Origin of the sequence: Azospirillum sp. 11R-A, from assembly GCF_049472615.1 — a bacterium.
Taxonomy (GTDB): domain Bacteria; phylum Pseudomonadota; class Alphaproteobacteria; order Azospirillales; family Azospirillaceae; genus Azospirillum; species Azospirillum palustre.
Genome location: NZ_JBCEBL010000012.1, coordinates 166,105 through 191,219 on the forward strand (window position 1 = coordinate 166,105; position 25,115 = coordinate 191,219).

Annotated in this window: 22 protein-coding genes; 8 read left to right on the plus strand and 14 right to left on the minus strand. The window is 67.9% G+C overall.

Annotated features, from left to right (window positions below; all coding sequences use genetic code 11):
* Positions 1–42: 42 nt before the first annotated feature.
* The gene (argE, locus tag VH569_RS18015; RefSeq protein ID WP_423316701.1) at positions 43–1,167 is read right to left on the minus strand and encodes an acetylornithine deacetylase; all 1,125 of its coding nucleotides are present in this window, start codon (positions 1,165–1,167) and stop codon (positions 43–45) included.
* 306 nt (positions 1,168–1,473) lie between these two features.
* Between argE and VH569_RS18020 the strand changes: the two genes are divergently transcribed.
* Together VH569_RS18020 and VH569_RS18025 are read left to right on the plus strand one after the other, a co-directional pair.
* On the plus strand, positions 1,474–2,433 hold the full coding sequence (locus VH569_RS18020) for a GNAT family N-acetyltransferase (protein WP_423316703.1): 960 nt from the start codon (positions 1,474–1,476) through the stop codon (positions 2,431–2,433).
* 35 nt (positions 2,434–2,468) lie between these two features.
* Entirely contained in the window at positions 2,469–3,446 is a 978-nt protein-coding gene (locus tag VH569_RS18025; RefSeq protein WP_423316705.1) for a DMT family transporter, read from the plus strand.
* A gap of 22 nt (positions 3,447–3,468) precedes the next feature.
* Here VH569_RS18025 and VH569_RS18030 read toward each other — a convergent pair whose 3' ends face one another.
* Positions 3,469–4,632 (minus strand): NAD(P)/FAD-dependent oxidoreductase, encoded by a 1,164-nt coding sequence (locus tag VH569_RS18030; protein WP_423316707.1) that lies wholly within the window; start codon positions 4,630–4,632, stop codon positions 3,469–3,471.
* Between the two features lie 248 nt (positions 4,633–4,880).
* Between VH569_RS18030 and VH569_RS18035 the strand changes: the two genes are divergently transcribed.
* From VH569_RS18035 to VH569_RS18050, 4 genes are read left to right on the plus strand one after another with little or no spacing between them, the layout of a single operon-like run.
* Complete coding sequence (locus tag VH569_RS18035) at positions 4,881–6,941, plus strand: hydantoinase/oxoprolinase family protein (protein WP_423316709.1); 2,061 nt, start codon at positions 4,881–4,883, stop codon at positions 6,939–6,941.
* 5 nt (positions 6,942–6,946) lie between these two features.
* The gene (locus VH569_RS18040; RefSeq protein WP_423316711.1) at positions 6,947–8,935 is read left to right on the plus strand and encodes a hydantoinase B/oxoprolinase family protein; all 1,989 of its coding nucleotides are present in this window, start codon (positions 6,947–6,949) and stop codon (positions 8,933–8,935) included.
* The gene (locus tag VH569_RS18045; RefSeq protein ID WP_423316713.1) at positions 8,932–9,240 is read left to right on the plus strand and encodes a (2Fe-2S)-binding protein; all 309 of its coding nucleotides are present in this window, start codon (positions 8,932–8,934) and stop codon (positions 9,238–9,240) included. Before VH569_RS18040 ends, VH569_RS18045 begins: the two co-directional genes overlap by 4 nt.
* Complete coding sequence (locus tag VH569_RS18050) at positions 9,237–10,622, plus strand: FAD-dependent oxidoreductase (protein WP_423316715.1); 1,386 nt, start codon at positions 9,237–9,239, stop codon at positions 10,620–10,622. Before VH569_RS18045 ends, VH569_RS18050 begins: the two co-directional genes overlap by 4 nt.
* Before the next feature lie 11 nt (positions 10,623–10,633).
* Here the strand turns inward: VH569_RS18050 and VH569_RS18055 are convergent, their stop codons facing one another.
* Together VH569_RS18055 and parS are read right to left on the minus strand one after the other, a co-directional pair.
* Positions 10,634–11,140 carry an RES family NAD+ phosphorylase gene (locus tag VH569_RS18055; protein WP_423316717.1) on the minus strand — a complete coding sequence of 169 codons (507 nt, stop codon included), beginning with the start codon at positions 11,138–11,140 and terminating at the stop codon, positions 10,634–10,636.
* Entirely contained in the window at positions 11,137–11,616 is a 480-nt protein-coding gene (parS, locus tag VH569_RS18060) for a type II RES/Xre toxin-antitoxin system antitoxin (protein ID WP_174471293.1), read from the minus strand. The genes VH569_RS18055 and parS overlap by 4 nt, the downstream gene beginning before the upstream one ends.
* Positions 11,617–11,766: 150 nt before the next feature.
* Here parS and VH569_RS18065 point away from each other — a divergent pair, with 150 nt between their 5' ends.
* A complete protein-coding gene (locus VH569_RS18065; protein ID WP_423316719.1) occupies positions 11,767–12,192 on the plus strand; it encodes a cupin domain-containing protein in 426 nt (141 codons plus the stop codon).
* Between the two features lie 132 nt (positions 12,193–12,324).
* Here VH569_RS18065 and VH569_RS18070 read toward each other — a convergent pair whose 3' ends face one another.
* On the minus strand, positions 12,325–12,825 hold the full coding sequence (locus tag VH569_RS18070) for an Lrp/AsnC family transcriptional regulator (protein WP_244592227.1): 501 nt from the start codon (positions 12,823–12,825) through the stop codon (positions 12,325–12,327).
* Between the two features lie 131 nt (positions 12,826–12,956).
* Between VH569_RS18070 and VH569_RS18075 the strand changes: the two genes are divergently transcribed.
* Positions 12,957–13,943, plus strand: a complete 987-nt coding sequence (locus VH569_RS18075) for a helix-turn-helix domain-containing protein (protein ID WP_423316722.1) — start codon at positions 12,957–12,959, stop codon at positions 13,941–13,943.
* A gap of 121 nt (positions 13,944–14,064) precedes the next feature.
* Here the strand turns inward: VH569_RS18075 and VH569_RS18080 are convergent, their stop codons facing one another.
* From VH569_RS18080 to VH569_RS18120, 9 genes are all read right to left on the minus strand, one after another.
* Positions 14,065–15,399, minus strand: a complete 1,335-nt coding sequence (locus VH569_RS18080; RefSeq protein ID WP_423316724.1) for a spinster family MFS transporter — start codon at positions 15,397–15,399, stop codon at positions 14,065–14,067.
* A gap of 135 nt (positions 15,400–15,534) precedes the next feature.
* On the minus strand, positions 15,535–17,352 hold the full coding sequence (locus tag VH569_RS18085; protein ID WP_423316726.1) for a DUF1302 domain-containing protein: 1,818 nt from the start codon (positions 17,350–17,352) through the stop codon (positions 15,535–15,537).
* 247 nt (positions 17,353–17,599) lie between these two features.
* Positions 17,600–18,130: a flavin reductase family protein gene (locus VH569_RS18090; RefSeq protein WP_423316728.1), complete on the minus strand. Its 531-nt coding sequence runs from the start codon at positions 18,128–18,130 to the stop codon at positions 17,600–17,602.
* Positions 18,131–18,212: 82 nt separating this feature from the next.
* Positions 18,213–19,340, minus strand: a complete 1,128-nt coding sequence (gene ribB, locus VH569_RS18095; protein WP_423316730.1) for a 3,4-dihydroxy-2-butanone-4-phosphate synthase — start codon at positions 19,338–19,340, stop codon at positions 18,213–18,215.
* Between the two features lie 21 nt (positions 19,341–19,361).
* On the minus strand, positions 19,362–21,272 hold the full coding sequence (locus VH569_RS18100; RefSeq protein WP_423316732.1) for an AMP-dependent synthetase/ligase: 1,911 nt from the start codon (positions 21,270–21,272) through the stop codon (positions 19,362–19,364).
* A gap of 1 nt (position 21,273) precedes the next feature.
* A complete protein-coding gene (locus tag VH569_RS18105) occupies positions 21,274–22,062 on the minus strand; it encodes an enoyl-CoA hydratase/isomerase family protein (RefSeq protein ID WP_423316734.1) in 789 nt (262 codons plus the stop codon).
* A 32-nt stretch (positions 22,063–22,094) separates the two neighbouring features.
* Positions 22,095–23,234 (minus strand): LLM class flavin-dependent oxidoreductase, encoded by a 1,140-nt coding sequence (locus VH569_RS18110; protein ID WP_423316736.1) that lies wholly within the window; start codon positions 23,232–23,234, stop codon positions 22,095–22,097.
* Between the two features lie 113 nt (positions 23,235–23,347).
* Positions 23,348–24,136, minus strand: coding sequence for a creatininase family protein (locus tag VH569_RS18115; RefSeq protein WP_423316738.1), 789 nt, complete (start codon positions 24,134–24,136; stop codon positions 23,348–23,350).
* The gene (locus VH569_RS18120; RefSeq protein ID WP_423316740.1) at positions 24,129–24,884 is read right to left on the minus strand and encodes an enoyl-CoA hydratase/isomerase family protein; all 756 of its coding nucleotides are present in this window, start codon (positions 24,882–24,884) and stop codon (positions 24,129–24,131) included. The genes VH569_RS18115 and VH569_RS18120 overlap by 8 nt, the downstream gene beginning before the upstream one ends.
* Positions 24,885–25,115 lie beyond the last annotated feature (231 nt).

Here is a 25,115-nt window from a genome sequence, read left to right on the forward strand (position 1 = left end):
CTTTTGGCAATGCGCGGCTTGTGCGGCTTGTGCGGGCGACGGTCAGAGGCGGCAGCGCTGGCCCAGCGCCTCGATCATCGACTGGCAGGCGTGCAGCTCCTCGACGAGGATGTGCTCGTCGGGGCGGTGGGCCCGCGCGATGTCGCCGGGGCCGCAGATGATCGCGTCGATGCCGGCGGTCTGGTACAGGCCGGCCTCCGTGCCATAGCTGATGGCGGCCTGCGGTTCGCGGCCGGTCAGCTCCTCCAGCAGGCGGGCCAGCGGCGAACGGGCGGCCAGGAACAGGGCGGGATAGGCGCTGGTCTGTGTCCAGTCGACGGCGAAGCCGCGCTGCTCCAGCCGCAGCGCCGCCTCGCGTACCGGCTCCAGCAGGGAGACGGGATCGACCCCGGCGATGGCGCGGGCTTCGAATTCGGCGGTGCAGGTGTCGGGGATGACGTTCACCGCCAGCCCGCCCTGGATGGTGCCGGCCTGAAGCGAGGAATAGGGCGGCTCGAAGACCGAATCCAGCGGGCCGTCGCTCAGGCGGCCGGCCTGGGCGACGGCGGCGGTCAGCGCGTCGGTCATGGCATGGATGGCGTTCAGCCCCTGGTCGGGGCGGGAGGAATGGCCGGACCGCCCGCGGACGGTCAGCCGCGCCGACGCCTTGCCCTTGTGGGCACGGACGGCGCGCAGGCCGCTCGGTTCGCCGACGATGACGCCCAGCGGCGGTGCGCACAGGTCGGGCAGATGCGGCAGAAGATGCGGCGCGCCCTGGCAGCCGGCCTCCTCGTCGTAGGTGAAGGCCAGATGGATGGGCCGGGCGAGCGGGGCGGCGGTCAGGGCCGGCAGGGCCGCCAGCGCCGCCGCGATGAAGCCCTTCATGTCCGAAGTGCCGCGCCCGTAAAGCCGGTTGCCGTCGGTGCGCAGCCGGAACGGGTCGCCGGTCCATTCGGGTTCGGTGGCCGGCACCACATCCATGTGACCGGACAGGACATAGCCCGGAACCATCGCCGGGCCGATGGTGGCGAACAGGTTGAAGCGGTCGCCCTCCGGTCCCGGCAGAACCCGGACGCGGACCCCCGCAGCCTCCAGAATGCCGCGGATGCCGTCGACGATGGCGCCGTTGGGGGTTCCGACGACGGAGGGAAAGGCGATCAGATCCTTCAGGATGTCGGTCACGGTCATGACGGCCTCACCTTGTCCTCATGCTGCGCGCTTCGAGGCGCGGGGGAGTCGTTGCGGGTTCGCTGCCGTGTGGGGAGAGGGGGCGGGCCCTGGCGGCTGTGGCAGGTACGATCTTATCCGGCCGCCGCTCCATTCCGTGCCGAATGCATGGGCGATTTGGTTGATTGTTGTGCCGACCCGGTGCTTTGCGGTGAATTGTGCGGCGGCTGCTCCGGTAATCTCGGGGAGCGCTGGATGGTTCAGGCGTGCCGGTTGACCCAAGGGAGCACTGCCTCACGTTATGGAAAATCCGGGGAGGAGAAAGCGTTGAGCGAGAGCGGCATGGAAGACGGCGTTGGGGATGGGGTGGGGGACGGTGCGTTACCGGGCTCCCTGACCGTCGACGCCTTCGACGTGCGGGTGGCCGACATCGCCGACATCGACCTTGAGCGCCTGCAGGCTCTGTCGATCTCGGTCGGCTGGCCGCATCGCGCGGAGGACTGGCAGTTCGTGCGCGAGGTCGGCCATGGCTTCGTCGCGCTGGACGAGATCGACCGCGTTCTGGCATCGGCGATGTGGTTCCCCCACGGCGACGATTTCGCCACCATCGGCATGGTCATGACCTCGCCCCGGCTGCAAGCGCTGGGGGTCGGCGACTGGCTGATGAAACGGGTGCTGTCGGCGTCGGCCGGGCGGACCTACCGGCTCAACGCCACCCGTGCGGCGCTGGCGCTCTACCGTTCGCTCGGTTTCATCGGCCACCGGACCGTGTTCCAGTGCCAGGGCGAGGCGCGCCGGAGCGACCGTGCCGCGCCGATCCCAGCACCCATGCCAGCGCCCGTACCGGCGGTGCGGCGGCTGGAGGCGGCGGATCTCGCAGCGGTGACGGCGCTGGACGAACGTGCCTTCGGAATTTCGCGGGCCGGGCTGATGGCGCGGCTGTTCGGGCAGTCGGTCGGCTATGGCCTGGAACGTGACGGGGCTCTGGTGGCCTTCGCGCTTTGCCGTCCCTTCGGCCGCGGGCATGTCGTCGGTCCGGCGGTCGCCGGGACGGACGAGGATGCGATTGCCGTGGTCCAGCCCCATGTGGACGAGCATGACGGACGTTTCCTGCGCCTGGACACCCATCTGGACGAAGGGCCCTTCCCGCTGTTCGTTGCCCGGTCGGGCTTGAGGATTCACGACACGGTGCTGACCATGTCGCTTGGTGCGCCGCTGACCGATCCATCGACGCGGGCGCCGGACCGTCCCGTCACCTATACACTCGCCACCCAGGCCCTGGGCTGAGCCGCCGCCAGCTCCCAAAAAAGGATGCGCCGATCATGCCGGGACAGACGCCGGAACCCTCCGCCGGCTCTCAAGCTGACTCCGTGCCCGACCCTTCTCCCGTTCCATCCTCCTCCGCCAGCCGCGGCGGCATCATGCTCCGGCTGGTGTCGGCCGGGCTGTTCGTCGTCATGTCGCTGTTCGTCCGGCTGGCCTCCGTCGAGGCCCCGATCGGGCAGATCGTCTTCTTCCGCAGCGCCTTCGCGCTGCCGCCGATCATCGCCTATCTGATGTGGCGCCGGCAGTTTCCGTCGGCCCTCTGGACGCGGCAGCCGGTCGGCCACCTGAAGCGCAATCTCTATGGCGGCTTGGCGATGGTGCTCTCCTTCGTCTCGCTGGCCTATCTGCCGCTGGCGCTGGCGACCGCGCTGGGCTTCCTGGCTCCGCTGCTGGCGGTCCCGGCCGCCATGCTGTTCCTGCGCGAACGGCCGGGCGCGGTGGCCATCGGCGCGGCGCTGGTCGGCTTCGCCGGCGTGGTGCTGATGCTGCTGCCGGCCTTCGAAGGGCCGACGCCGGACCGCGGCACCCTCATCGGGGTTGCGGCCGGGCTGACGATGGCGTTCGCCACTGCGGCGGGGCGGGTCCAGATCAAGACGCTGACCGCGACCGAAGCGCCGGGGACCATCGCCTTCTATTTCGCTCTCCTGTGCGCGCTCGGCGGTCTGGCGAGCTGGCCCTTCGGCTGGATCGCCCCGACCGGATTCTCCCTGGCCTGCCTGATCGGGGCGGGCGTCTCCGGCGGTCTGGCGCACATCACCATGACGGAAGCGATGGCCCGCGCGTCGGTATCGACCCAGGCGCCCTTCGACTACACCGCCATGCTGTGGGCGCTGATCCTCGACGCGGCTATCTTCGGCCTGCTGCCTTCTCCGGTCAGCCTTGCCGGCGCCTTCGTCATCGCCGCCTCCGCCCTGGTGGTCCCGCTGTCCGGCCGGTTCACGGCCCGGTCCGAAGCGCTGCGGCCCGCCCGCTGAGAAGCGGGCGGGTGCGGCACCGTCAGGCCTGGGGGGCGTGTGCCGCGGCCGCCTGCGCGGCGGCGGTCTGCGGGGCGGCGGCCTGGAAACGGCCGATGCGGAAGTCGTGCAGCGGCGTTTCGCTGTGCCCGGTGGCGATGATCTCCGCCATCACGTCGCCGACGCCGGGGCCGAGCTGGAAGCCGTGGCCGCTGAAGCCGAAGGCGTGGAACAGTCCGGGCGTCGTCGCCGATGCCCCCATGACCGGCAGCTTGTCGGCGACATAGCCCTCGCAGCCCGACCAGGTGCGGATCACCGTGACGTCGGCCAGTGCCGGCAGCAGCCGGACCAGAGCCCGCAACTGGCCGGGCAGCCGCGCCGGGTCGGCCCTGGCATGGCCGGGATCGAGCGCCACCGGCACCCGCTCCGCCCCACCGCCGAAGACGATGTTGCCGCGCTCCACCTGACGAAGATAGCCGTCCCCGCCGGCGCGCGACCACATGCCGACCACCGGCAGGATCCGGTGCGGCAGGGGTTCGGTCACGCCCATCTGCGGCCCATAGGCCGCCATCGGCACGCTTTCGCCGAAGCGGGCGGCGATGGTCGCTCCCCAGGCCCCGGCGGCGTTCAGCAGGCGATCCGCGGTGAAGCGGCCCCGATGCGTCGCGGCTTCGAAGCCCGACGCGGTGGCCGATACCTCCACCGGCCCGCACTCCTCGACGATCTCCGCGCCCAGACGGCGGGCGGCGTCGGTGAAGGCGGGGGCGATCAGGCGGGGGTTGCCGCTGCCGTCCTGCGGCGAGAAGGAGGCGGCGATGGCGCCCGGCCCCAGGCCGGGGAAGCGGCGGCGGATCTCCGGCGGCGACAGTTCATCCAGGTCCAGCCCCCAGGGCCGCGCGTCGGCGATGTAGCGGCGCATGTCGGCCAGACCATCCTCGTCGAACACCAGCCGCAGATGGCCGGTGGCGCGGAACTCGACATCCCGCCCCAGCAGCCGCTCCGCCTCCCCCCACAGCGCCCGCGAGCGGTGGGCGAGCGGCAGCTGCGGCAGATAGCGCCCGGTGCGGCGGATGTTGCCGAAGGACGCCACCGTGGCGCCGGTGCCGACGCGGTTGCGCTCCAGCAGCGTGACGGACAGGCCGCGCCGGGCCAGGAAAAAGGCGGCGGCCGATCCGATCAACCCGCCGCCCAGCACGATAACCCTCATCGACCTCTCCCACATGCGGGCGGACATGGCTCCGCCCCACCGGTCAGGCTGCCCACGACTGGCGGGCGGGTCAAAGACGGGTTCGGCAGGATCCCATAAGGCCGGGCTATGGGAGCGCCGCCTTATGCGGCGCAATGCATAAGCCCGCCTTATGTGTTTGCGCTCAATGGCTCTTAGACCGCCCCCGGCCCGCCATGTCAGCTTTCCGTCCGGATCAGACACAGACTGACTTGCCGGGAGGAGCGGAGATGGACGGAGGCTTGGGTGAGGCCGATTGGAAGGTCGGCGTCGACATCGGCGGGACATTCATCGATTTCTGCGCGCTGGACACGCGGTCGGGACGGGTGGCGTCGCTGAAGGTGCTGACGACGCCTGACGACCCCGGCGCGGAGCTGATGACCGGCCTGACCCTGCTGGCGGAGCGCGAGGGGCTGGACCCGCGCGCCGTCACCCGTTTCGTGCACGGCACGACGGTGGGCATGAACACGGTGATCCAGCGCAAGGGCGCGCCGCTGGCGCTGCTGACCAATGCCGGGTTCGAGGATGTGATCGAACTCGCCCGGCTGCGCATGCCGGACACCTATTCGCTGTTCTGCTCGCGCCCCGACCAACTGATCGCCCGCGACATGGTCTTCGGCATTCCCGCCCGGCTGCGCTCCGACGGGACGGAACGGCAGGCCCCGGACATGGCGGCCGTCGCCGATGCCGTCGCCGCCGTCAAGGCCAAGGGGGCGATGGGTGTCGTCGTCTCCTTCCTCCATTCCTGGCGCGACGACGCCCACGAAACCGCGGTGAAGGAGGAGGTCGCCCGGCTGGCGCCGGAGCTGTTCGTCTTCACCTCCGCCGAGGTCTGGCCGGTGATCCGCGAGTATGAGCGGACGACGACCGCGGTCCTGAACGCCTATGTCCATCCCCGGATTTCCGGCTACCTCTCGGCGCTGGAAGGGCGGCTGGCCGGGCGCGGGGTGCCCGCCCGCCCGCTGCTGACCAAGTCCAACGGCGGCGTGATGAACGCGGCGGAGGGCAAGCGGGCCTGCGTCCACATGCTGCTGTCCGGTGCCGCCTCCGGGGTGAACGGCGCGGCATGGCTGGCCCGGCAGGCGGGGGAGCCGCGCATCCTGACGCTCGACATCGGCGGCACCTCGGCCGATTTCGCCCTGATCGTCGACGGGCAGGCCCAGTTCGGCGTCGGCGAGATGATCGGCGAGTTCCCGCTGCACATCCCGTCGGTCTCGGTCAGCTCCATCGGCATCGGCGGCGGATCGATTGCCAGCGTCGACGGGCAGGGCGTGCTGCGCGTCGGGCCGGAGTCCGCCGGATCGACGCCGGGCCCGGCCTGCTATGGCCGCGGCGGCGAATGGGCGACGGTGACCGACGCGATGGTGGTCTGCGGCTGGCTCGGCCACAGCCAGATGGCCTACGGGCAGCTGCGGATGGACGCCGGCCTCGCCCGTGCCGCCGTCAAGCGGCTGGCCGACGAACTGTTCCGTTCGGTGGAGGCGACCGCCCAGGCGATCCTCGACGTCGCGGTGTCGGAAATGTTCGCGGAGGTCGAGAAGATGGCCGCGCGGGCCGGCGTCGATGTGCGGGACTTCGCGCTGATGCCCTTCGGCGGCGGCGGTCCGATGCTGGGCGTGTTCCTGGCGCGCGAACTGGGGATGCCGCGCGTCGTCGCTCCGCGCTGGCCGGGCGTGGTGTCGGCGCTGGGCGGTCTGGTCGCCGACCTGCGCGGCGATTTCGTCCGCACCCTGTTCGCCGACCTTTCCCCCGGCCTGATGCCGGCGCTGCGCGAGGCCTTCGCCGCGATGGGCAGGGAAGGGCGCGACTGGCTGGCGGCGCAAGGCCATACCGGTGCCGCCGAGCTGAGGGTCGTCGCCGACATGCGCTATGCCGGCCAGAGCTACGAGATCGAGACGGCGCTGAATCCCGAATGGCTGGATGGCAGCGATCCGGATGCCATCGCCGACGCCTTCCATGCGGCGCATACCCGGCTTTACGATTTCCATGACCCCGACGGGCGGATCGAGATCGTCAACCTGCGCCTGTCCGCCATCGGCAACGGCCCGGCCCTGCATTTCCCGACGGCGCCGGAGGAACCGCATGCCGCCTCGGCGGAGCGCAGCGTGCCGGTCTTCACCGGCGGCGCCGTGACCCCGGTCGGGCTGTACCGCCGTGCGGACTTGCAGGCCGGCGCACGGTTCGAGGGACCGGCCATCGTCGCCCAGGAGGACACCACCTTCGCCATCCCGGCCGGAACCGCGGCCCGTGTCGATGCGCATCTCAACCTCCACCTGACCTTTGCGGAGTGACGCCTGTGTTTGACCGTATGAAGCTTCAGGTGCTGGCGAACCACGCGCGGTCGGCGGCCGAGAACATGGCCCACACGCTCCAGCGCACCGCCCACTCCGCCTTCGTCAAGGAGACGGAGGATTTCACCGTCATGCTGCTGAACCGCCGGGGCGAGACCTTCGGCGTGCCGATGGAGCTGGGGGCGACCTGGTATCCCGGCCTGACCTATGGCCGCGCCATCGACATGATCGAGGACTACCGGCCCGGCGACGTCGCCTTCACCAACGATCCCTATTCCGGTTTCGTGGCGACCCACGCCCCCGACACCCATTTGTGGAAGCCGGTCTTCTATGAGGATGAGATCATCGCCTGGACCGGCGGGCACATCCACAACACCGACATGGGCGGCGCCGTCCCGGCCTCGCTGTCGCGGGCGCTGACCGAAATCCACCAGGAAGGCATCCGCTTCCCGCCGATGAAGCTGGTCCGCGAAGGGGTGTTCGACGAGCAGATCCTGCGGATCATGACCACCAACGTCCGCAAGCCCGACCTCAATATCGGCGACATCAAGGCGCTGGTCGGCGCGCTCAACACCGGGGAGCGCAAGATCCTCGCCATGGTGGAGAAGTTCGGCAAGACCGCCTTCCTCGACGGCGTCGATGCGCTGCTCGACCATGCCGAGGCGCAGGCGCGCGACATCCTGCGCGCGATGCCCGACGGGCGGTGGGAGTTCGCCGACTATGCCGACGAGGATTCCGTCACCGCCAACCCCTGCCGGCTGAAGCTGACCCTGACGATCAGGGGCGACGAGGCGGTGCTGGACTTCACCGGCTCGGACCCGCAGCTGGCGTCGTCGCTGAACGTGCCGTCGGGCGGCGATCCCCGCCACACCATCCTGCTGGTCGGCGTCTATTACGTCCTCTACACCCTCGATCCGAAAATCCTGCTGAACACCGGGCTGACCCGGCCCTTCACCTGCATCACCCCGGAAGGAACGGTCCTGAACCCGACCTTCCCGGCGGCGGTGGGGATGCGGTCGCTGACCTGTGCGCGGCTGCGCTCGGTGATCTTCGGCGCCTTCTCCCAGGCGGTGCCGGAGCGGCTTCCGGCGGCCCCGGCCGGCAACAACTGCATCGTCAACGTGATGACCACCGACGAGCGGACCGGCAGCCGCATCATCGCCGCGGTGAACCCGGTGGTCGGCGGCGGCGGCGGCATGCCGCACCGCGACGGCACCAACGGGTCGGGAGCCGACGCCGCCTATCTGAAGAACACGCCCATCGAGATCACCGAGATGGAAACCCCGGTGGAGTTCGTCCGTTACGGGCTGGCGGCCGACAGCGGCGGGGCCGGGCGCTGGCGCGGCGGGCTGGCCACCCACATGGCCTTCCGCGTCTTCTCGCCCGACACCCGGATCACCGCGCGCAACCGCGACCGCGGGTTCTTCCGCCCCTGGGGCGTGCTGGGCGGCCGGGCGGCCGGGCTGTCGGACATGGTGGTCAATCCCGGCACGCCGGGCGAACGGCGGCTGGGCAACATCGACACGGCGGTGCTGCAGCCGGGCGACGTGCTGGACATCCGTTCGGCCGGCGGCGGCGGCCGGGGCGATCCGTTCACGCGCGAATCCTGGCGGGTGGCCCAGGACGTGGCGCGCGGCTATGTCTCGGTGGAGGCGGCGGAGCGGGAGTATGGCGTCGTCATCCGCGACGGCGTGCTCAACACGCAGGCCACCGACCGGCTGCGTGCGGACCGGACGGCACCCACCGGGCATTTCCACTTCGGACCGGAGCGCGAGGGCTACGAGCGACAATGGACGCCGGACGCCTACGAGTTCCTGACGCGCACCCTCGCCGGCCTGCCGATCCACTGGCGTTTCTTCGCCAAGACGGAAATCTTCAGCCGCATGGCCGGCCGCGATGGTGCCGGCGGGGTTGAAGCCGCACTGGCCGAGGTCTACGCCCGCTTCCCCGAAATGCCTCCCTCGAAGGCCCTGGTCCGCGAGGCGGCGGAATGAGCGGGACGGCGGGGGGCAGGCTGGTCAGGCTGGCCGAGACGGGGCGCGCCCCGGTCCGCTTCCTGCTGGATGGCGTGGAGCGTGTGGCGCTTGCCGGCGATACGGTGCTGACGGCGATCCTCACCAACGCCACGGCACTGCGGCAGGCGGAGTTCGGGCCGGAGCGGCGCGCCGGCTTCTGCCTGATGGGGGCCTGCCAGGATTGCTGGATCTGGCAGGAGCAGGGCGCACGCATCCGCGCCTGCTCCACGCCGCTGGCCGAGGGCATGCGGCTGCTGACCCGGACGCGGGAGGATTGGCCATGACGGACGCGAACCAGCCGCGGGTCGTGATCGTCGGGGCCGGGCCGGCCGGGATTCGGGCGGCGGAAACTCTGGCGGCGGCCGGCCTGCGCCCGACCGTGATCGACGAGGGCGCACGGGCCGGCGGGCAGATCTACCGCCGCCCGCCCGACGGTTTCACCCGCCCGCCCGGGGCGCTCTATGGCTCGCAGGCCGGCAAGGCGGTGGCATTGCACGCCGCCTTCGACGGGCTGGCGGCGGCGGGCCGCATCGTCCATCTGCCGCGCCATTCGGTCGTCGCGCTTGCCGGCGGTGTGCTGCATGCGGTCAGCGACGGCGGAAGCCGCCGGATCGGCTACGACCGGCTGATCCTGGCGACCGGGGCGACCGACCGTCTGGCCCCGGTGCCGGGCTGGCAGGCTCCCGGCGTCTACAGCCTGGGTGCGATGCAGATCGCGCTGAAGGCCCAGGGCGTGGCGATGGGGCGGCGGATCGTGCTGGCCGGATCGGGGCCGTTGCTGACCCTGCTGGCGACCCAACTGCTGAAGGCGGGGGCGGAGGTCGCCGCGGTCCTTGACACCGCCGGCCTGCGCGGCCAGATCGCCGCCTTCCCCGACCTCGCCGCCCGCCCGTCCTTCGCCCTGCAAGGGCTGGCGATGCGGGCGCGGCTTGGGCGGCTCTATCATGCCGGGGTCGTTCTGGAGGGGATCGAGGCGACGGATAGCGGGGTTACGGACAGCGGGGTGACGGCGGTCCGCTGGACGGATGCCGGCGGACGGTCCCGGCGGACGCCTTGCGATGCTGCCGGGCTGGGCTGGCATCTGAAGGCGGAAACCCAGCTTGCCGATCTTGCCGGCTGCCGCTTCGCCTATGATGCGACCTGGGCGCAGTGGCTGCCCAGCACTGACCGCATGGGCCGGGCCGGGGAGGGCATCTATCTGGCCGGCGATGGCCTGCGCCTGCTGGGGGCCGACGGGGCGGAGGTCGCCGGCCGTCTCGCCGCGGCAGCTTGCCTGTCCGATCTGGAGTTGCCGGTTCCGGACATCGCGGCCGACCTGAAGCGCCTCGCCCGGCTGGAGCGCTTCGCCCGCGGCCTCGCCCGTGCCTTCCCCTGGCCGGTGGATCGGGTGCGGGCAATCCCCGACGACACCGTGCTGTGCCGCTGCGAGGGGATCACCGCCGGTTCGGTGCGTGAGACGGCGGCCTATGGCGGGGCGGAGGCCAACCGGGTGAAGTCGCTGGGCCGTGCCGGGATGGGGCGCTGCCAGGGCCGCTATTGCCAGCTGGCCGCGGCCGACCTGATCGCCTCCTCCGGCGGGCTTGCGCATGCCGGAGAGGTGGGGCGCCTGCGTGCGCAAGCCCCCGTCCGACCGGCGCCGGTCCGCGCGCTGCTGGAGGAGGAGTGAGCGGCGGTTGATCAGGGAGGCGGCGGGTGCAGCCGCGTGTCCAGGGCAAACCGTTCCTGGGAGCGCATCCCGTACGCCCCCGCCGCCGGAGACGCGGCGAACAGAAGGTTCCAGCTGTGCGGGGAGACAGCACTCGGGATCAGGACGAACTTGTGCCCACTCAGCAGGGCATCGCCGAACTGCTGCTGGCCAACACTGGGGACGCCCGGGCGGAGCCAGTTGGGATTGGGCAGGTCGGCCGGGGTGACCACATGGACGGCGGCGGGGTCCGTGACGGTCAGCGCCGTCAGCACATGCGGCACCGTGTCCAACGCCTTGAAGCCCTTGTGCACCGCGACCTCCAGGATCGCGGTCGCCGGGTCGAGAGAGCAGTAGACGGCGCGGACCCCCTTGCTGTTCCAGCGCCCGCCGAAGCGGTAGGCCCCTTCGCCGCTGTCCCAGCTCGTGCGGAAGGGCTCCGGGTCGAGACGCCACGCGACCAGCTCGGTGCCGCCCAGCGCCGCCGGCAGGGGTGTCACGTGTAGACCCCGGAAGCCATCCGCCCCAGGTAATCCTCGACCATCTCGACCCCGGCGGGGGTGTCCAGCAGGTCCAGCGGACGGTTGTCGTCCAGCCCGATGGCCGGACGCTCCAGCCACTGCTCGGCCTCCTCCTGCGAGCCGAAGACCTCGGAGGCCTGGGCCAGAATCTCGGCCAGCTTCCAGGTCCGGCCACCCTGCTCGGGGCTGAGCGGCTTGTCCGGCGCCCCTTTGCGGCGCTGGTAGGTGCGCACGCTCATCCCCACGGCGGACTCGATGCTCGCCGGCTTGAGGACCCGCAGGTGGGTCACGAGATGGTAGAGCGCGCCGCCCGGCAAGCCGGTCTTGATCGCGTTGTGGGCATCCAGCTGCGTCACCACCGGGCGCTTGAACACCCGCGGACCGCCGAGCAGGTCGGTGACCCGCTGATAGGGTCCTGTCTCACCCCGTCCCATGTGGGCTCCGGCCGCGGGCATGGCGTCCTCCGTCACGTGTCGTCTTGAATGTGACACGTGACGCTAAGGGATTCAAGCGGCCCTCCTCGGTGACGGAACCTCGCGGTCCGGATCCGGAAATGGACTTCCCAGGATGGAGGCGTTGTGATCCAAAGCCCTGGACGGGGCTTCGTGGCGGGCGCCGATCCGGTCTGCCCGACGCTCAGGCACGAGCCGAAGAGTGAGGGAAGCCGATGTTGGCCGGAGGCGACCGTGAAGCGCAGCGTTGAGAACGCGGAACATTACCACTGGGGGGACCGCTGCGACGGATGGGTGCTTTCCCCGTCTCCGGACATGATGGTCATTCAGGAGCGCATGCCGGCCGGCACGGTGGAGCGCAGGCATGTCCATGGCAAGGCGCGCCAGTTCTTCTATGTGCTCTCCGGCGAACTGACGATGGAACTGGAAGGAACCCGACACCTGATCACGGCGATGTCCGGGATCGAGATTCCTCCGGGAAGCCGCCATCAGGCCCGGAACGACAGCGGTGCGGACGTGCATTTTCTCGTCGTGTCGTCCCCGACGACACGGGGCGACCGAACCGACCTCGACGGCTGAGCCGTCCGGCCCTGGCAGCGGCAAGGGGGCCGGGTTCAACGCCACCCAGTCGACGGCGAGCGCGCGAAGCCGGACGCTGTCGCCGCCGATCCCGGCCTTCGCCTCGCCGCAACACTTTCAAGGCGGACTAAGTCAGAAGCGAATGACTATGGCATGCGATGTGCTGATCGGCAGCTCGGTTTTATAGGTGATCTGCTTCAGCACCAGATTGGACCTGATGGTGGAGACGAACTCTATTTTCGACAGTTTGCTGGCGATCAGATGTTCCAGCTCCTCGACATCCCGGACGATCACGCGCAGAAGGAAATCGCAGTCGCCCGTCATCCAGTTGCATTCCATCACCTCGGGAATCCGCTCGACGGCGTCGCGGAAATTCTCCAGAGCCGATTGCGGCTGCTTGTCGAGCTTGACCTGGATATAGGCATTGATTTCCAGCCCCATCACCTTTGGATTCAGAAGGGTGACCCGCCGGTCGATGATGCCGGTCTGCTCCAGCTTCTTCACCCGTGTGAGGCAGGGCGAGGGGGAGAGGTTGATTCTGCCGGCAAGCTCGACGTTCGTCAGGTTTGCGTCCTTTTGCAGCTCGTTGAGGATCTTGATGTCCGTTCGGTCGAGCGTCAACGTGTTCATCATGATGACTCCCTGTTGTAGTCTTGACGGCCTGTCCTGGAACCGAAGCGAAGAACGGCAGGAAATTCCGCGGAACAAACCTATTTGAGTGCAGCGCGCATTCCCTTCCGCCATTCGACTGTGCATACGGCAGAGTGTATCCGAGCCCAACCAATGGCAGAATCCACGGGATTGCCATTTTATGTCGCGAAACTGTCAAACTCGGACCGAGGTCCGCTTCGAACGGCACGGAGGCCGCAACATTGCCGAAGAGTGCGCGGATTGGTGCGAAGTGGCCGGAAGCCCCGGTGGCCGGCGACGCTCTCCCGATGGCGTGGGATCCAACCGGCCTGCGCATCAGCTTCACCCCTGAGGATCCCGACGAGTTTGCCCGGCCGCTGGTCTCCTTCCTTGTCCGGCGCAATGTGGATGACGATGAGCTGCCGATCCACCGGCACCGGAAAGGCCAGCTGGTGGTGGCGGCGGAAGGCTCGGTCATGTGCCGGACGCTCGACGGGCTTCGGATCGTCCCATCCAACGGTGCCGTCTGGATTCCGGGAGAGATCCCTCACAGCATTTCCATGTCGGACAAGGGCCGGTCGTACTGCGTCTTCATCAATCCGGGGATTTCACCCCTGCCGGAATCCTGCGCGACATTTTCGATCAGCCCGATGCTGCGCGAGATGATCTTTCATCTGGCCAACCTGCCGCCGCTCTATCCCCTGGAGGGTCCGACGAGCCGTCTGGTCCAGGTCATCCTGGACGAGCTTGCCCAGATGAAGGCGGAGCCGCTCCACTTCCCGGTTTCCAACCATCCCAGGATCCAGCGCATCGCCGCCCAATTGCTGGAGGCGCCGGACGACCGCAGGACCATCCGCGACTGGGCGGCAACGGTCGCCATGAGCGAGCGCACGCTGGCGCGGCTCATCCAGAAACAGACGGGAATGTCGTTCGGCCGGTGGCGCCAGCAACTCCACATCGTGATCGCCGTCCAACGGATGTCGATGGGCGCCACCGTGCAGGCGATCTCCCAGGAGCTGGGATACGATTCTCCAAGCGCGTTCACCGCCATGTTCAGGAAACACATGGGGCAGCCTCCGCGCCGGTATTTGCAGGACCGGGCCGAAGGCGGGACGAACTGAGGCCGCATCCCCCTTCTCATGCCGGCGGCCCTCGATCCGACTGTCGGGATCGAGGGCCGCCGGTGCGGTCGGGGACCGGGATTGCGGTTCCCCGTGCGGATGGCTGCCGTTGTTTACCCTGTCAGCTCACGATGTCCCGCCTGATGCTCTTTCGCGCCGCCATGAAGGCCATCGCCGCCAGAACATAGACGAGCGACGTGCTGATCAGCGCCCAGCGGATGCCGTCGCCGGACCCCATCGACCGCGCGAGAACATCGCTGATCAGGCCGACCGTCAGCGGTCCAAGGCCAAGCCCGATCAGATTGGCGAAGAACAGGAAGATGGCGGTGGCCGTCGCCCGGGTGCGCGGACGCACCAGGCTTTGGACCGCCGCAAAGATGGGGCCGTAATAAATGGACTGCAGCATCATCGGCAAACCCATCAGGCAAAGCGCCGCCACGGTGTTCGAGGTGAGATACGTCGCGAAAAGCGCAAAGGGCAGGCATAGGGCCGCCGCGGCCGGAATGGTCGCGTAGGCGTTCAGGCTGCCGCGCGCCACCGCGCGATCCGTCGCCCGGCCGCCCAGCCAGGTGCCGGCCGCGCCGCAGATGCCGACGATCAGGCCCAGCACCGTGCCGAGGAAACCGGTGGGGCCCAATTGAATCCCGGTGAGATCGTGCAGCCTGGCCGCCAGGATGCCCAATCCTTCGGCGTGATTGCGCAGGAAGTGGGAGCTTTGAAAGGCAAGATTGCTGTAAATCCCGAAGCTCATGGCCACCATCGCGACCGTAAGCCAGATGTAGGTCCGCTTCCCGCCGAGTTCGGTCAGTGCCTCCCTCAGGCTGGGCGTGCTTTGCGCGCCGCTGGGCGCGACGGAGAATGTCCGCGGCTCGGGCAGCGTGAAACAGGCCAGCAGCCCGAGGGCGATGCCGGGTACCCCGACCAGCGCGAAGGAGGCGCGCCAGCCGAGGCTGTCCGCGATCAGGCCGCCGACCACCATCCCGACCAGCGAACCGGCCGGAATGCCCATGGAAAAGAAGGCCAGCGCCGAGGCCCGCTTCTCCCGTGTCGTGTAATCGCTGATCAGCGACTGGGATGCCGGCGTGCAGCCCGCCTCTCCGACACCGACGCCGACCCTGGCGAGGAACAGCTGGGTGAAGTTCTGGGCCACGCCGCAGATCGCCGTGAACAGGCTCCAGGTGATCGCCGACAGCGCGACGATCCTGACCCGGTTCGCACGCTCCGCCCACCGCGCGATGGGAAGCGCCAGCGTCGCGTAGAAGATGGCGAAGGACAGTCCGGTCAGGGACCCCAGCTGCCAGTCCATGAGACCGAGTTCGCGCTTGATCGGTTCCGCCAGGATGTTGACGATCTGACGGTCGACGAAATTCAGCATGTAGATGAGGAACAGCATGGTCAGGGCATAGCGCCGATGGTGGATCGTCATGCCAATCGGTTTCGGCTGCGGCACCGACACCGTGGTCGTTGCGTCGTCGGTCATACGGCAGTCTCCAAAAAGACCGGGCACAGGGGGGCCGGGTCGGTTTCGGTCGGAACGCGGTGTCGGGAGGTGCAGGGAATGGATGCGGCCGGCATACGGCTCGGCATGCGATCAGAGTTTGACGCCCGTGCTGATGAGGAACACGTCACGGTCGGCGCGCGGGTCGTAGGGGCCGGCGAGGGTCGTCTGGTAGGTCAGGTTGAAGAGATAGCTGTCCTTGACCGTGCCATCGAGCGCGAGGCGGAGGATCTGGCGCCCCTGGTTGAACGCGCCGTCATAGGACGTCCCGTTGACATCGTGGGCGAAGGCGACGGACGGCTTGAGGGTCACCCCCGGCAGAATGTCCCGATAGCTCAGGCTTGCCTGAAGGCGATAGCCCCACGAGAACGGCGTCACGAAGCCTTTGGTGGTGCAGGCCTTGGGATCGGCGCCGGCCGCGCAGACGCCGTTGTTGGGGCCGGTTCCGAAGATGTCGGACCGGCCATAGCGGCGGAAATTGGGGTCCGGCAGATCGTGGACATATTTGGCGCCGACCTCGCCGCCGAGGGTCAGGGTGCCGCCGATCACGCTGCCGATGTCGCCCGATGCGGCGAGCTGCCCCTGGGTGACGTGGAAGCGCTCGTAACCGGCGAACGGCCCGCCCAGGGGCACCAGGGCGAAATCCCGCGCCAGCACACCGGTTCCGCTCACGGCCGCCTGCAACAGATCGGGGGCGTTGAAGGCGAGCGGCTGGTTGAATTTATGGTCGAGTTCGCCGGCGACCCGCAGTTTCATCGACGGAACGCTGGTGGCGAAGCTGCCGGACAGCATTCTGATGTTCTTGGGGTACTGGAACCGATAGGCCGGATTCAAACCGTCCGGATCTCCCGGCAGGAAGATGGCGCCGGTCCGGCCGGTCCGGTCGGCCTCGACATAGCCGGTCCGCGCGTGGATGTTGGTGAAGTGGAGCGAGAATCTGGTGCCGATGTCCGGCACCAGATAGGAGCCGCCGATACCGAACTGGCCGGCATCGCCCGCCGTCCCGTCGCTGCCACGCTTCAGGAAGCGGCCGGTCGCCAGCCCGTCGGCAGAGGACAGGGCATTGGACACCATGACCCTGTCGCAACCCGGCGAGGCGTAATCGGCGGTGGCGGCGAATGTTCCGCAACCGGGCTGCGTCGATGTCGCCGACAGCAGCTGATAGAAGATTTCGAGGCTTGCGGCCGACGAGAGGTCGATTTTGCCTGACAGCGCCAGGAACGGCTTCGCTCCCTCCTGCGGCTGCAAGCCCGGCCGGGACAAGGCCGCGAAGTCGCGCGGGTTGATGTCGCGGAGGCCGCCGGGAATTGTGAAGGCCGGTCCCCAGTCGACGGTCTGCTGGCCCGCCTTGACGGAGATCGGAAGCCCGCCGGCGGAGAACTGCCCCTTGACGTAGGCATCGGCAAGGGAGATGCCGCGGAACTTGGCGCCCTGCGAAAAGCCGCGGTCGGACAAGGGACCGCCGGCATAATTGTTCGGCAGGTTGCCCAGCGCGACATGCCCCTCGGCGAGCGTGTGGTCGTACCAGCCCTTCACGCGGGTGAAGACGCCCCAGCCGTCGGCGTTGTTGGCCTCGAACTCGACCAGCCCCTTGGCGACGCTGGAAACCGGGTCTCCCCTGCGATAGTTCAGGTTCCCGTCGTCGGAATTGACGCCGCCCGGCGCCGCATGGTCAAGCCGGAGCCGTGCGCCGTCCCCGGCGGGAACCAGCGACGGGTCGATGGGACTGGCGCGGATGGCCGTTCCGACGGTGACCACGGCCCGGATGCCCCCCGACCAGTCTCCTTCCTTGAATTCCCAGGCATGGGCCGGCCAGGAGATCGACAAGGCGGCGAGGATCGCCGCGTTCCGGCCTATGCCAAGGCTTGTCCACCACGCGGCACGGGGTGCCGGCAGAATTACGTCCCCCATCTTTGCTCCCTGCGAAGATTTATTGGAGTTGAGACAAGGAAGTCCGTCCCCGATCTTTCCGGACGGGCCAGGGTTCGGACTTCCATTTTTCCTTGAAGGAACTCGGCATTGCCCCTGATGCAGGGCAATCGCATCCGAGGGTGGAGCGACAAGGCTCTCCTTCGAATGACCCTCTCCCCTTGCGGAAGACAGGCTTCGTCACCGGACAAAACAAAAAATGCGGTGATAGGAACGCGGAGAATCCGTCCTATTTGGCGGATTCAAAATGTTCGATGCGGCCGAACCTGCCCAACGAATAAATCAGCGGAACCTTGTCCTGATCGTGACTCTGGGCGACGACGGCACCAATCATGATCGTATGGGTGGCGACTTCCACGCTGTCCTGCAGTCTGCAATCGAAGCTGCAAACGGATTGGCGAAGAACCGGAACCCCGGTAGCCATCTCATCCCAGTCGGTGGGGGAGAAACGGGAGGCGCCCTTGCTGCCGTCCAGCGCCGCGAAGCGTTCCGCCAGCTGGATCTGATCGGCGGACAGGACGTTCCAGGAAAAGGCGCCGGTCCGGAGAATGACGTCGTGGGCCTCGGCGCTGCGGTTGATGCAGGCAAGGACCATCGGCGGATCGACGCACAGGGAAACCGCGGCGGTGACGGTCAGGCCACGCCTGTCGGCACCCTGGCCCGACGCCACAATCGACACCGACCCCACAATGGCCCGCAACGCATTTTTGAAAACGGCCGTCTCCACATGTTCCGCAACGGATAAATCTTGTCCTGACATGGTGAACCTCACGCAAGGCGGTGGAAGGGCATGCCGCCGGCACGGGCGGGATCGGCCGTTCGGCACCTGTGTGGACGCTGCGCTACGGGGCAGGGGCGACCGGCAGCATCCGGTGCTCCACGATGTTCAGCCCATAGCCCCGCAGTGCCACCGGGACATGCTGCGAGTTGGACAGCAGGATCATGTCGTGAATGCCGAGATCCGCGAGGACCTGGGCGCCGACGCCATAGTTGCGCAGTTCCGCCTTGTCGACGAACGGCTCCCCCGCTTTCACTCGAAGAAGCTGGGAGAGCGGCACATCGCGGTTGAACAGCACGATCACGCCCCTCCCTTCGGCGGCGATCTCCTGCATGGAGCGGGCGACGATGTCGCCGCGGTCGCCGGTCTGGCCGAGCACGTCAGACAGGATGTCCAGCGCGTGCATGCGCACCAGGGTCGGCCTGTCGTCGATCACGCCCTTCACCAGCGCAATCGCTTCCGTCTCGATTGCCTTGATGCGGAAGGTGATGGCGCTCCACTCGCCGCCCCATCGGCTGTCGAATTTCGTGGTGACGACACGCTCGACCTCGTGATCGTGGCGGCGGCGGAAGGCGATCAGGTCGCGGATCGTGCCGATCTTGAGGCCGTGACGCCGGGCGAAGACGACGAGATCGTCGAGGCGGGCCATCGTCCCGTCCTCCTTCATGATCTCGCAGATCACGCCCGACGGGTTGAGGCCGGCAAGGCGCGCCACGTCCACCGCCGCCTCGGTATGTCCTGCCCGGACCAGCACGCCGCCGGGCCGGGAAACCAGGGGAAAGACATGCCCCGGCGAGACGATATGCTCCGGTCCCCTGGCCGCGTCGATTGCCACCGCCACCGTCCGCGCGCGGTCCGCCGCGGAGATGCCGGTGGACACCCCCTCGCGCGCCTCGATGGAAACGGTGAAGGCCGTCCGGTGGCGGGTGCCGTTCTCCGCGCTCATCAATCTGAGGCCGAGCTGGTCGATCCGCTCCTTGCCGAGCGCCAGGCAGATCAGGCCCCTGCCATGCGACGCCATGAAGTTGATCGCCTCGGGCGTCGCCATCTGCGCCGGGATCACGAGATCGCCCTCGTTCTCCCGATCCTCGTCGTCGACGAGGATGAACATTCGGCCGTTGCGGGCCTCTTCGATGATCTCCGCCGTCGAGGACAGAAATGGATGGCGTGGGGGGCAGGGCAGCATCGTCATGATCTTTCTCCGGTCACCGCATCACAGGTTGGACAGCGCCTGACGGATCAGCGAATCCTCGGAGTCGTCGTAGAGCGAATCGATCAGCGCCGCGTACCGCTCGTTCAGCACCTTGCGCCGCTTTTTCCGGGTCGCCGTCATGACGCCGTTTTCCGCCGACAGCTCTTCGGGAAGGATCCGGAACGACTTTATCTGCTCGACGGGCGCCAGCCTCTGGTTTGCCTTGGCGACCTCCCCCTCGATCAGGTGGATGACCGCTTCCGACGAACAGAAATCCGCGTAATCGTCGATCGTTTCGTTCCGCCCCTTTACCCAGTCGGTCATCGCGATGCGGTCGACCTCGATCAACGCCACGAGGTATTTCCGCCCGTCGCCGCAGACCGCGGCTTCCGAGATGTAGGGGCTTCGCCGCAGCTCGTTCTCGATCTGCGCCGGACTGATCGACTTGCCGCCGGAGGTGTTGATGATCTCCTTTTTCCTGTCGATGATCGCCAGCTGGCCATCGGGCCGGACCTCGACGATGTCGCCGGTGTGGAGCCATCCGTCGCGCAGAGCCTCCAGCGTGTCGTCGGGCTTGTTCAGATAGCCCGTGAACAGGCCGGGTCCCGTCACCAGCATTTCGCCGTCGCCGGCGATCCTCGTCTTCCAGCGCGGATCGGCAATCGGAACGCCGATGGTGCCGGGCTTCGACCAGTCCCGCATCTGCCCGGTGTTCGCTCCGACCAGTTCGGTCTGCCCATAGACCTCCTTGAGGTTCACCCCCCAGGTCTGCCACAGCTTCACGACGTCCGGCGGCATCGGCGCGGAGGCGGTGTAGGGGTATCTCAGCTGATCGAGCCCGATCTCCGCCAGGAGCGGCAGGAAGACCCGGTCGCGGCAGGTCGCGAAAAGCGCCTGGAGAAAGGGATCGTCCGGGCCGTCCGCCTGCCGGTCCGCCAGCGCCTTCTGGGCGATGGACATCGCGAAGCGGTAGGATTTCTTGCCGACCGTGGCCGACGCATTGATCCTGCTGACCAGTTCGGCGGCATAGCGTTGATAGAAGCGCGGCGGCGCCATCCAATAGGTCGGCCTCACATCGCGGATCGTCGTCGCGAAATCCGCTCCGGTCTCGCCGAAATAGGGCGTGACCTCGCCGATGAGGGGAAGAACGATGCCCTGCCCGAGACCCACGACATGGGAGAGCGGGAGATGGACGACCACCCGCTGGGGTTCGCGGAAAAGCGCCGGGCAAAAGCCTCGGGTGGTCAACAACCCCTCGATCAGCGACCGGTGGGTGAGGATCGCGCCCTTGGGATTGCCGGTCGTGCCGGAGGTGTAGACGATGCTGGCATTGTCTTCCGCCCGCACCTTGCCGGCCTGCTCGTCGAGCAGCGACGCACAGTCGGAGGAGGACGAGGCGGAAAACCGCGGCAGCGAGACGATGGTTTTCGATGACTGAACCGCCGGGTCGAAGACCACGATCTTCTTCAAGCTCTCCGCCTGCCGGCTGCGGAGAAGGATGGCGAGTTCCTTCTCTCCGGCGACGAAGGCGAATTTGCTCCCAGAATCCTCCAGGAAATACTCCACCTCCTCCGTCGAAGAGGTGAAATAGATCCCGACCGCCACGCCGCCGGCACAGACCGTCGCCATGTAGGCGACCACCCAGTCCTGCGAGATGTCGCCCATGATGGCGACGTGGTCCCCCTTTTCCAGGCCATGATCGAGGAGGGCACGCGAAAGCGCCGCGGCATCCCTGGCGAACTCCCCCCAGGTCGTGGCGTGCCACGTGCCGGCATGCTTCTGGAAGAACGCCACGGCCTCGCCTCTGCCGTCCCGGCGGTCGCGCAGCAGCGACGGCAGCGTCGCGTCCTCATACGCGGCCGGTGGAGGGTCGATGGCGGATGCGGCAGTTGAGGGCAGGACGGGCGGGAACAAGGACTGCGGCCCGCCCATCTCAATTGCCGCCTTCTGCAAAGCGCTTGCGCTTCTCGCGGAAAGCCGCGACGGCCTCCTTGCGCTCCGGGCTGTGGAAGGTCAGCATCTCGTGCGCCATCGCCGTGTCGAGATTCAGGTGCACCTGTTCCTTGATCAGCTTGTTGACGGCGTATTTGGTCCAGGCGATGGCGTCGCGGGGGCCGGAGGCGAGCATCTCAGCGTAGCGGACCGCATGCTCGACGACGGTTCCTTCCGGCACGACCCTGTTGATCATGCCGGCCGCCGCCGCCTCCTCCGCCGAAATGAAGTCCCCGGTCATCAGGTAATGCTTCGCCCGCACCGGCCCCAGAAGCAGCGGCCAGATCACCGCACCGCCGTCCCCGGCGACGACGCCGGCCGTCACATGGGTGTCGGCGAAGCGGGCAGCGGGCTCGGCGAAGACGACATCGCAGAACAGGGCGAGCGTGGCGCCCAGCCCGACGGCGACGCCGTTGACCGCGGCGATCAGCGGGCATTCCAGTTCGAGCATGTTGCGGATGAGATGGCGCCCGGAACGGGTGGGCGATATCGGCCCCAGAGTGTCATCGAGCGCGTTCTGATCGCCACCGGAGCAGAAGCCGCGACCGGCACCGGTCAGGACGACGGCCTTGACCGCCCGGTCGTTGTCGAGGTCCGCGAACAGCTCTTCCAGCGCGGCATGCATCGGCCAGTCGATGGCGTTGAGGATTTCCGGCCGGTTCAGGGTGACGATGGCCACGCCGCTCGCGCGCTTCTCGACGAGCAGGCCCCTATAGGTCTTGTCGGTCATGGGAGACTCTCTTCAGATCGGTCGAGAGGGGATCAGGCCGAGGCATTCACCGTCCGCATCCTGCGGATCTGGTCGAGGATCTCGTCGGTCGGACGCACCACATTGTTGCGGTCGTTGAAATGCGGGATGACGTAGCGTCCGACCAGCTCGATGGCCTTCATGATCTCGGCGTGCGAAACAGAGTCGATGTGGAACAGGATTTCTTCGGCGCCGGTTTCGATGAAGCGTTCCAGCTGGCGGATGACGGTATCCGGGCTGCCGCAAACGAGACTGGCGGAGTCGTTCAGAAGATAATCCCAGTCGGTGGCCGCGCGCTGGAGCGCCTCCAGCCCTTCCCCCATGTAGGCGTAGTCGTCGGCGATCTTCGCCAGCCGCGGATAGGCGTCGGTCGAGATGCGGGCATACTGCATCAGCGGCTCGGCATAGAGGTCCTTCGCCGCCTGATCGGTTTCGGCGATCCCGAGGAACACCGGCATGCCGAGACGCGGACGGTCGAGCGGGCCGTTCGGATCCCGCTGCCAGTTCGACCGGTAGGCCTCGACCATCTTCGCCTGGGCGTCCCAGCCCTGGTACAACGTGTGGCTGAGGACGGCGAGCCCCTGGCGGGCGGCCCAGACATGGCTGCGCTCGCTGGTCGCCGCGATGCCCATCAGCGGATAGGGCTTCTGCAACGGCTTCGGCACCAGCATGCGCGGCGGAACCTGATAGTGCTTGCCCTCGAAGGTGAAGATGTCCTTGCTGAAGGCTTCGCGGATCAGCGCGGTCCCCTCTTCCATCTGCTCGAGCGTTTCCGCCGGCTCCACGTTGAAGGCGCGCATGGCGATAGTGGTGTTCGCGCGGCCGCAATACAGCTCCATGCGGCCGTTGGACAGGATGTCGGTGACGGCGGCCCGTTCCGCCGTGCGCAGCGCGTGGTTGATCTTCTTGGGCATCAGCGAAACCGCCGGCCTCAGCCGGATGCGGGACGTCACCGCCGCGAGGTAGCCATACACGACTTCGGGGGCCGAGCTGGAGATCCCGCCCAAGGCGACATGCTGCTCGGACAGGCTGACGATGTCGAAACCCATCTTCTCGGCAAACACCGCCTCTTCGACAAGCTCATGAAGCCGGCGCGAATAGCTTTGGCCGACCAGAGTTTCCTGCTCGGACCAGAAGCCGAACTTGACTGCCATTTGGATGCCCTCTCGGGTTTGTTTGGGATGCCTCTTCGGTGATTGGAAGCTTGTCATGAAGCCGGCGGCAGAACCTGCCGAAGATCCGCTATGCGGATTGCGTGTTCAGAACATTATTTTGTGTAGGAACGACCGGCTGGGTCGTCCTGGGAAAAGCTCTGGACGAGAAGCGAGGCGATGCGCTCGATGCAATGGCTGCCGATGGCCGCCGAGGAACCTGTGGGGTCGCCGAGAATGCCGTTGGCGCTGACCGCCGCAAGCCCGTCGCGCCACATCAGTTCCAGATCGCCTTGCGAAAGCAGCCCCAGTCTTCCGGCCTCATAGCGTTCCGGTCGCACCCGCCCGGGGTGAATGTCGAGCATCAGCGAGGTTTCGGCGATATCGGCATGGCCGCCAACCTTGATTGGCTCGCCGCCCGCCTCCTCCACCGCATCGCGCCAGCATTCCAGCCACGCCTTCGCATCGGTGAAGGCAAAGACGCGGCAGGAGGCGGGCACGGCCGACCGCAAGCGCGGCAGCATCCTGGCCAAGGGCGGGGAATTGCCGACATGGGCGGAGAAGATCAGAATGCGCTCGAAGCCATGTCTTGCCAGACTGGTGCAGTAGTCCCGGCAGATCATTTCGAAGGTGCCGTCCTGCAACGAGATCGTGCCGGGAAATGCCAGATGGTGGGACGAACAGCCGACCCTGATGGTCGGCGCGACCAGCGCGCCCCCCACGCCCTTCGCCACCAGGATGCCGAGATGGTCGGCATGGTCGGCATCGACGCTGAGGGTCAAATGCGGTCCGTGCTGCTCCACCGCCCCGCAGGGGATGACGATGGTCCGGGTGCCGCCCGCAATGGCGAGAGCGACCTCGGGGGAGGTCATGAACTCAAGCCGGAGATGATCGCCGTCAGCCATGCTGCTGCCCCGCCTTGCGCTGGAGGAACCGGTCACGCGCCGCGGCCGTTTCGCCGCGACTCAGGTAATCCTGCATGTCGCCGAGCGTGCGCGCTTCAAGCTCCTCGTCGGTCATCCGCGGCGCATCGGCGAAGGTCCGTTTGATCGCCGAGAACAGATGCCTGTCCTTGAGGCGAAGCGTCTCGGCGACGGCACGGGTCCGGTCCTGCAAATCGCTGAAACCGACGATTTCATCGACGAGGCCCATCGCCTGCGCCTCCTGTGCTGAAACGAGATCCCCGGAATAGAGAAGACGCTCGGCAGCCCGGCGCCCGAGGCGGTTCATCGCCTGCCGCATGCCCTTCGCGGCGGGAAGCAGCCCATGGTTGATTTCGGGAAAGCCGAACCTGGCCCCCTCGCTCGCCACGACATGGTCCGCGAACAGAACCAGTTCCAGCGCCCCGCCCACCGCATAGCCGTTGACGGCACACAGCAGCGGGCAGCGGTAGCCTTCGAGCGCGACAAGCAGCCGGTGGAAGGCACGCATGCGCGGGACCGCGGCGTCCGCCCTGGCGGCGATTTCGCGAATGTCGCCGCCGGCACTGAAGAAGCGCTCGCCGGCCCCGGTCAGGATCACGGCCGGCGCGTCGGTCTCCGCCCCGAACCGGGCGAGATCCTCCGCCAGCGCCTGGATCAGGTCGAAGGAGAGCGCGTTGGCGGGCGGCCTGTCCATGGTCAGCCGCACCAGCGTCGTGGATAAACGATCCATCCTCAGCATCTTGCATCCTTTCAGATCGTGCAGGAGTGCCGGCCGAGGTTAGCGCGTGCGCCTCGAGGGCTTCTTCCGAAGACTCCCCGCGGGCACGCCCGTGAAAGGATGTTCTGGCGTGACCTGAGTGTTTGACGGCCGAAGATGCCGCGCGCTCCCGCCTCCGGCTCGATGCCGGGCGGGACCCGGCCGATGGGAATGCGCGGGGCGAGCGGCTCCAACTGCGCCTGG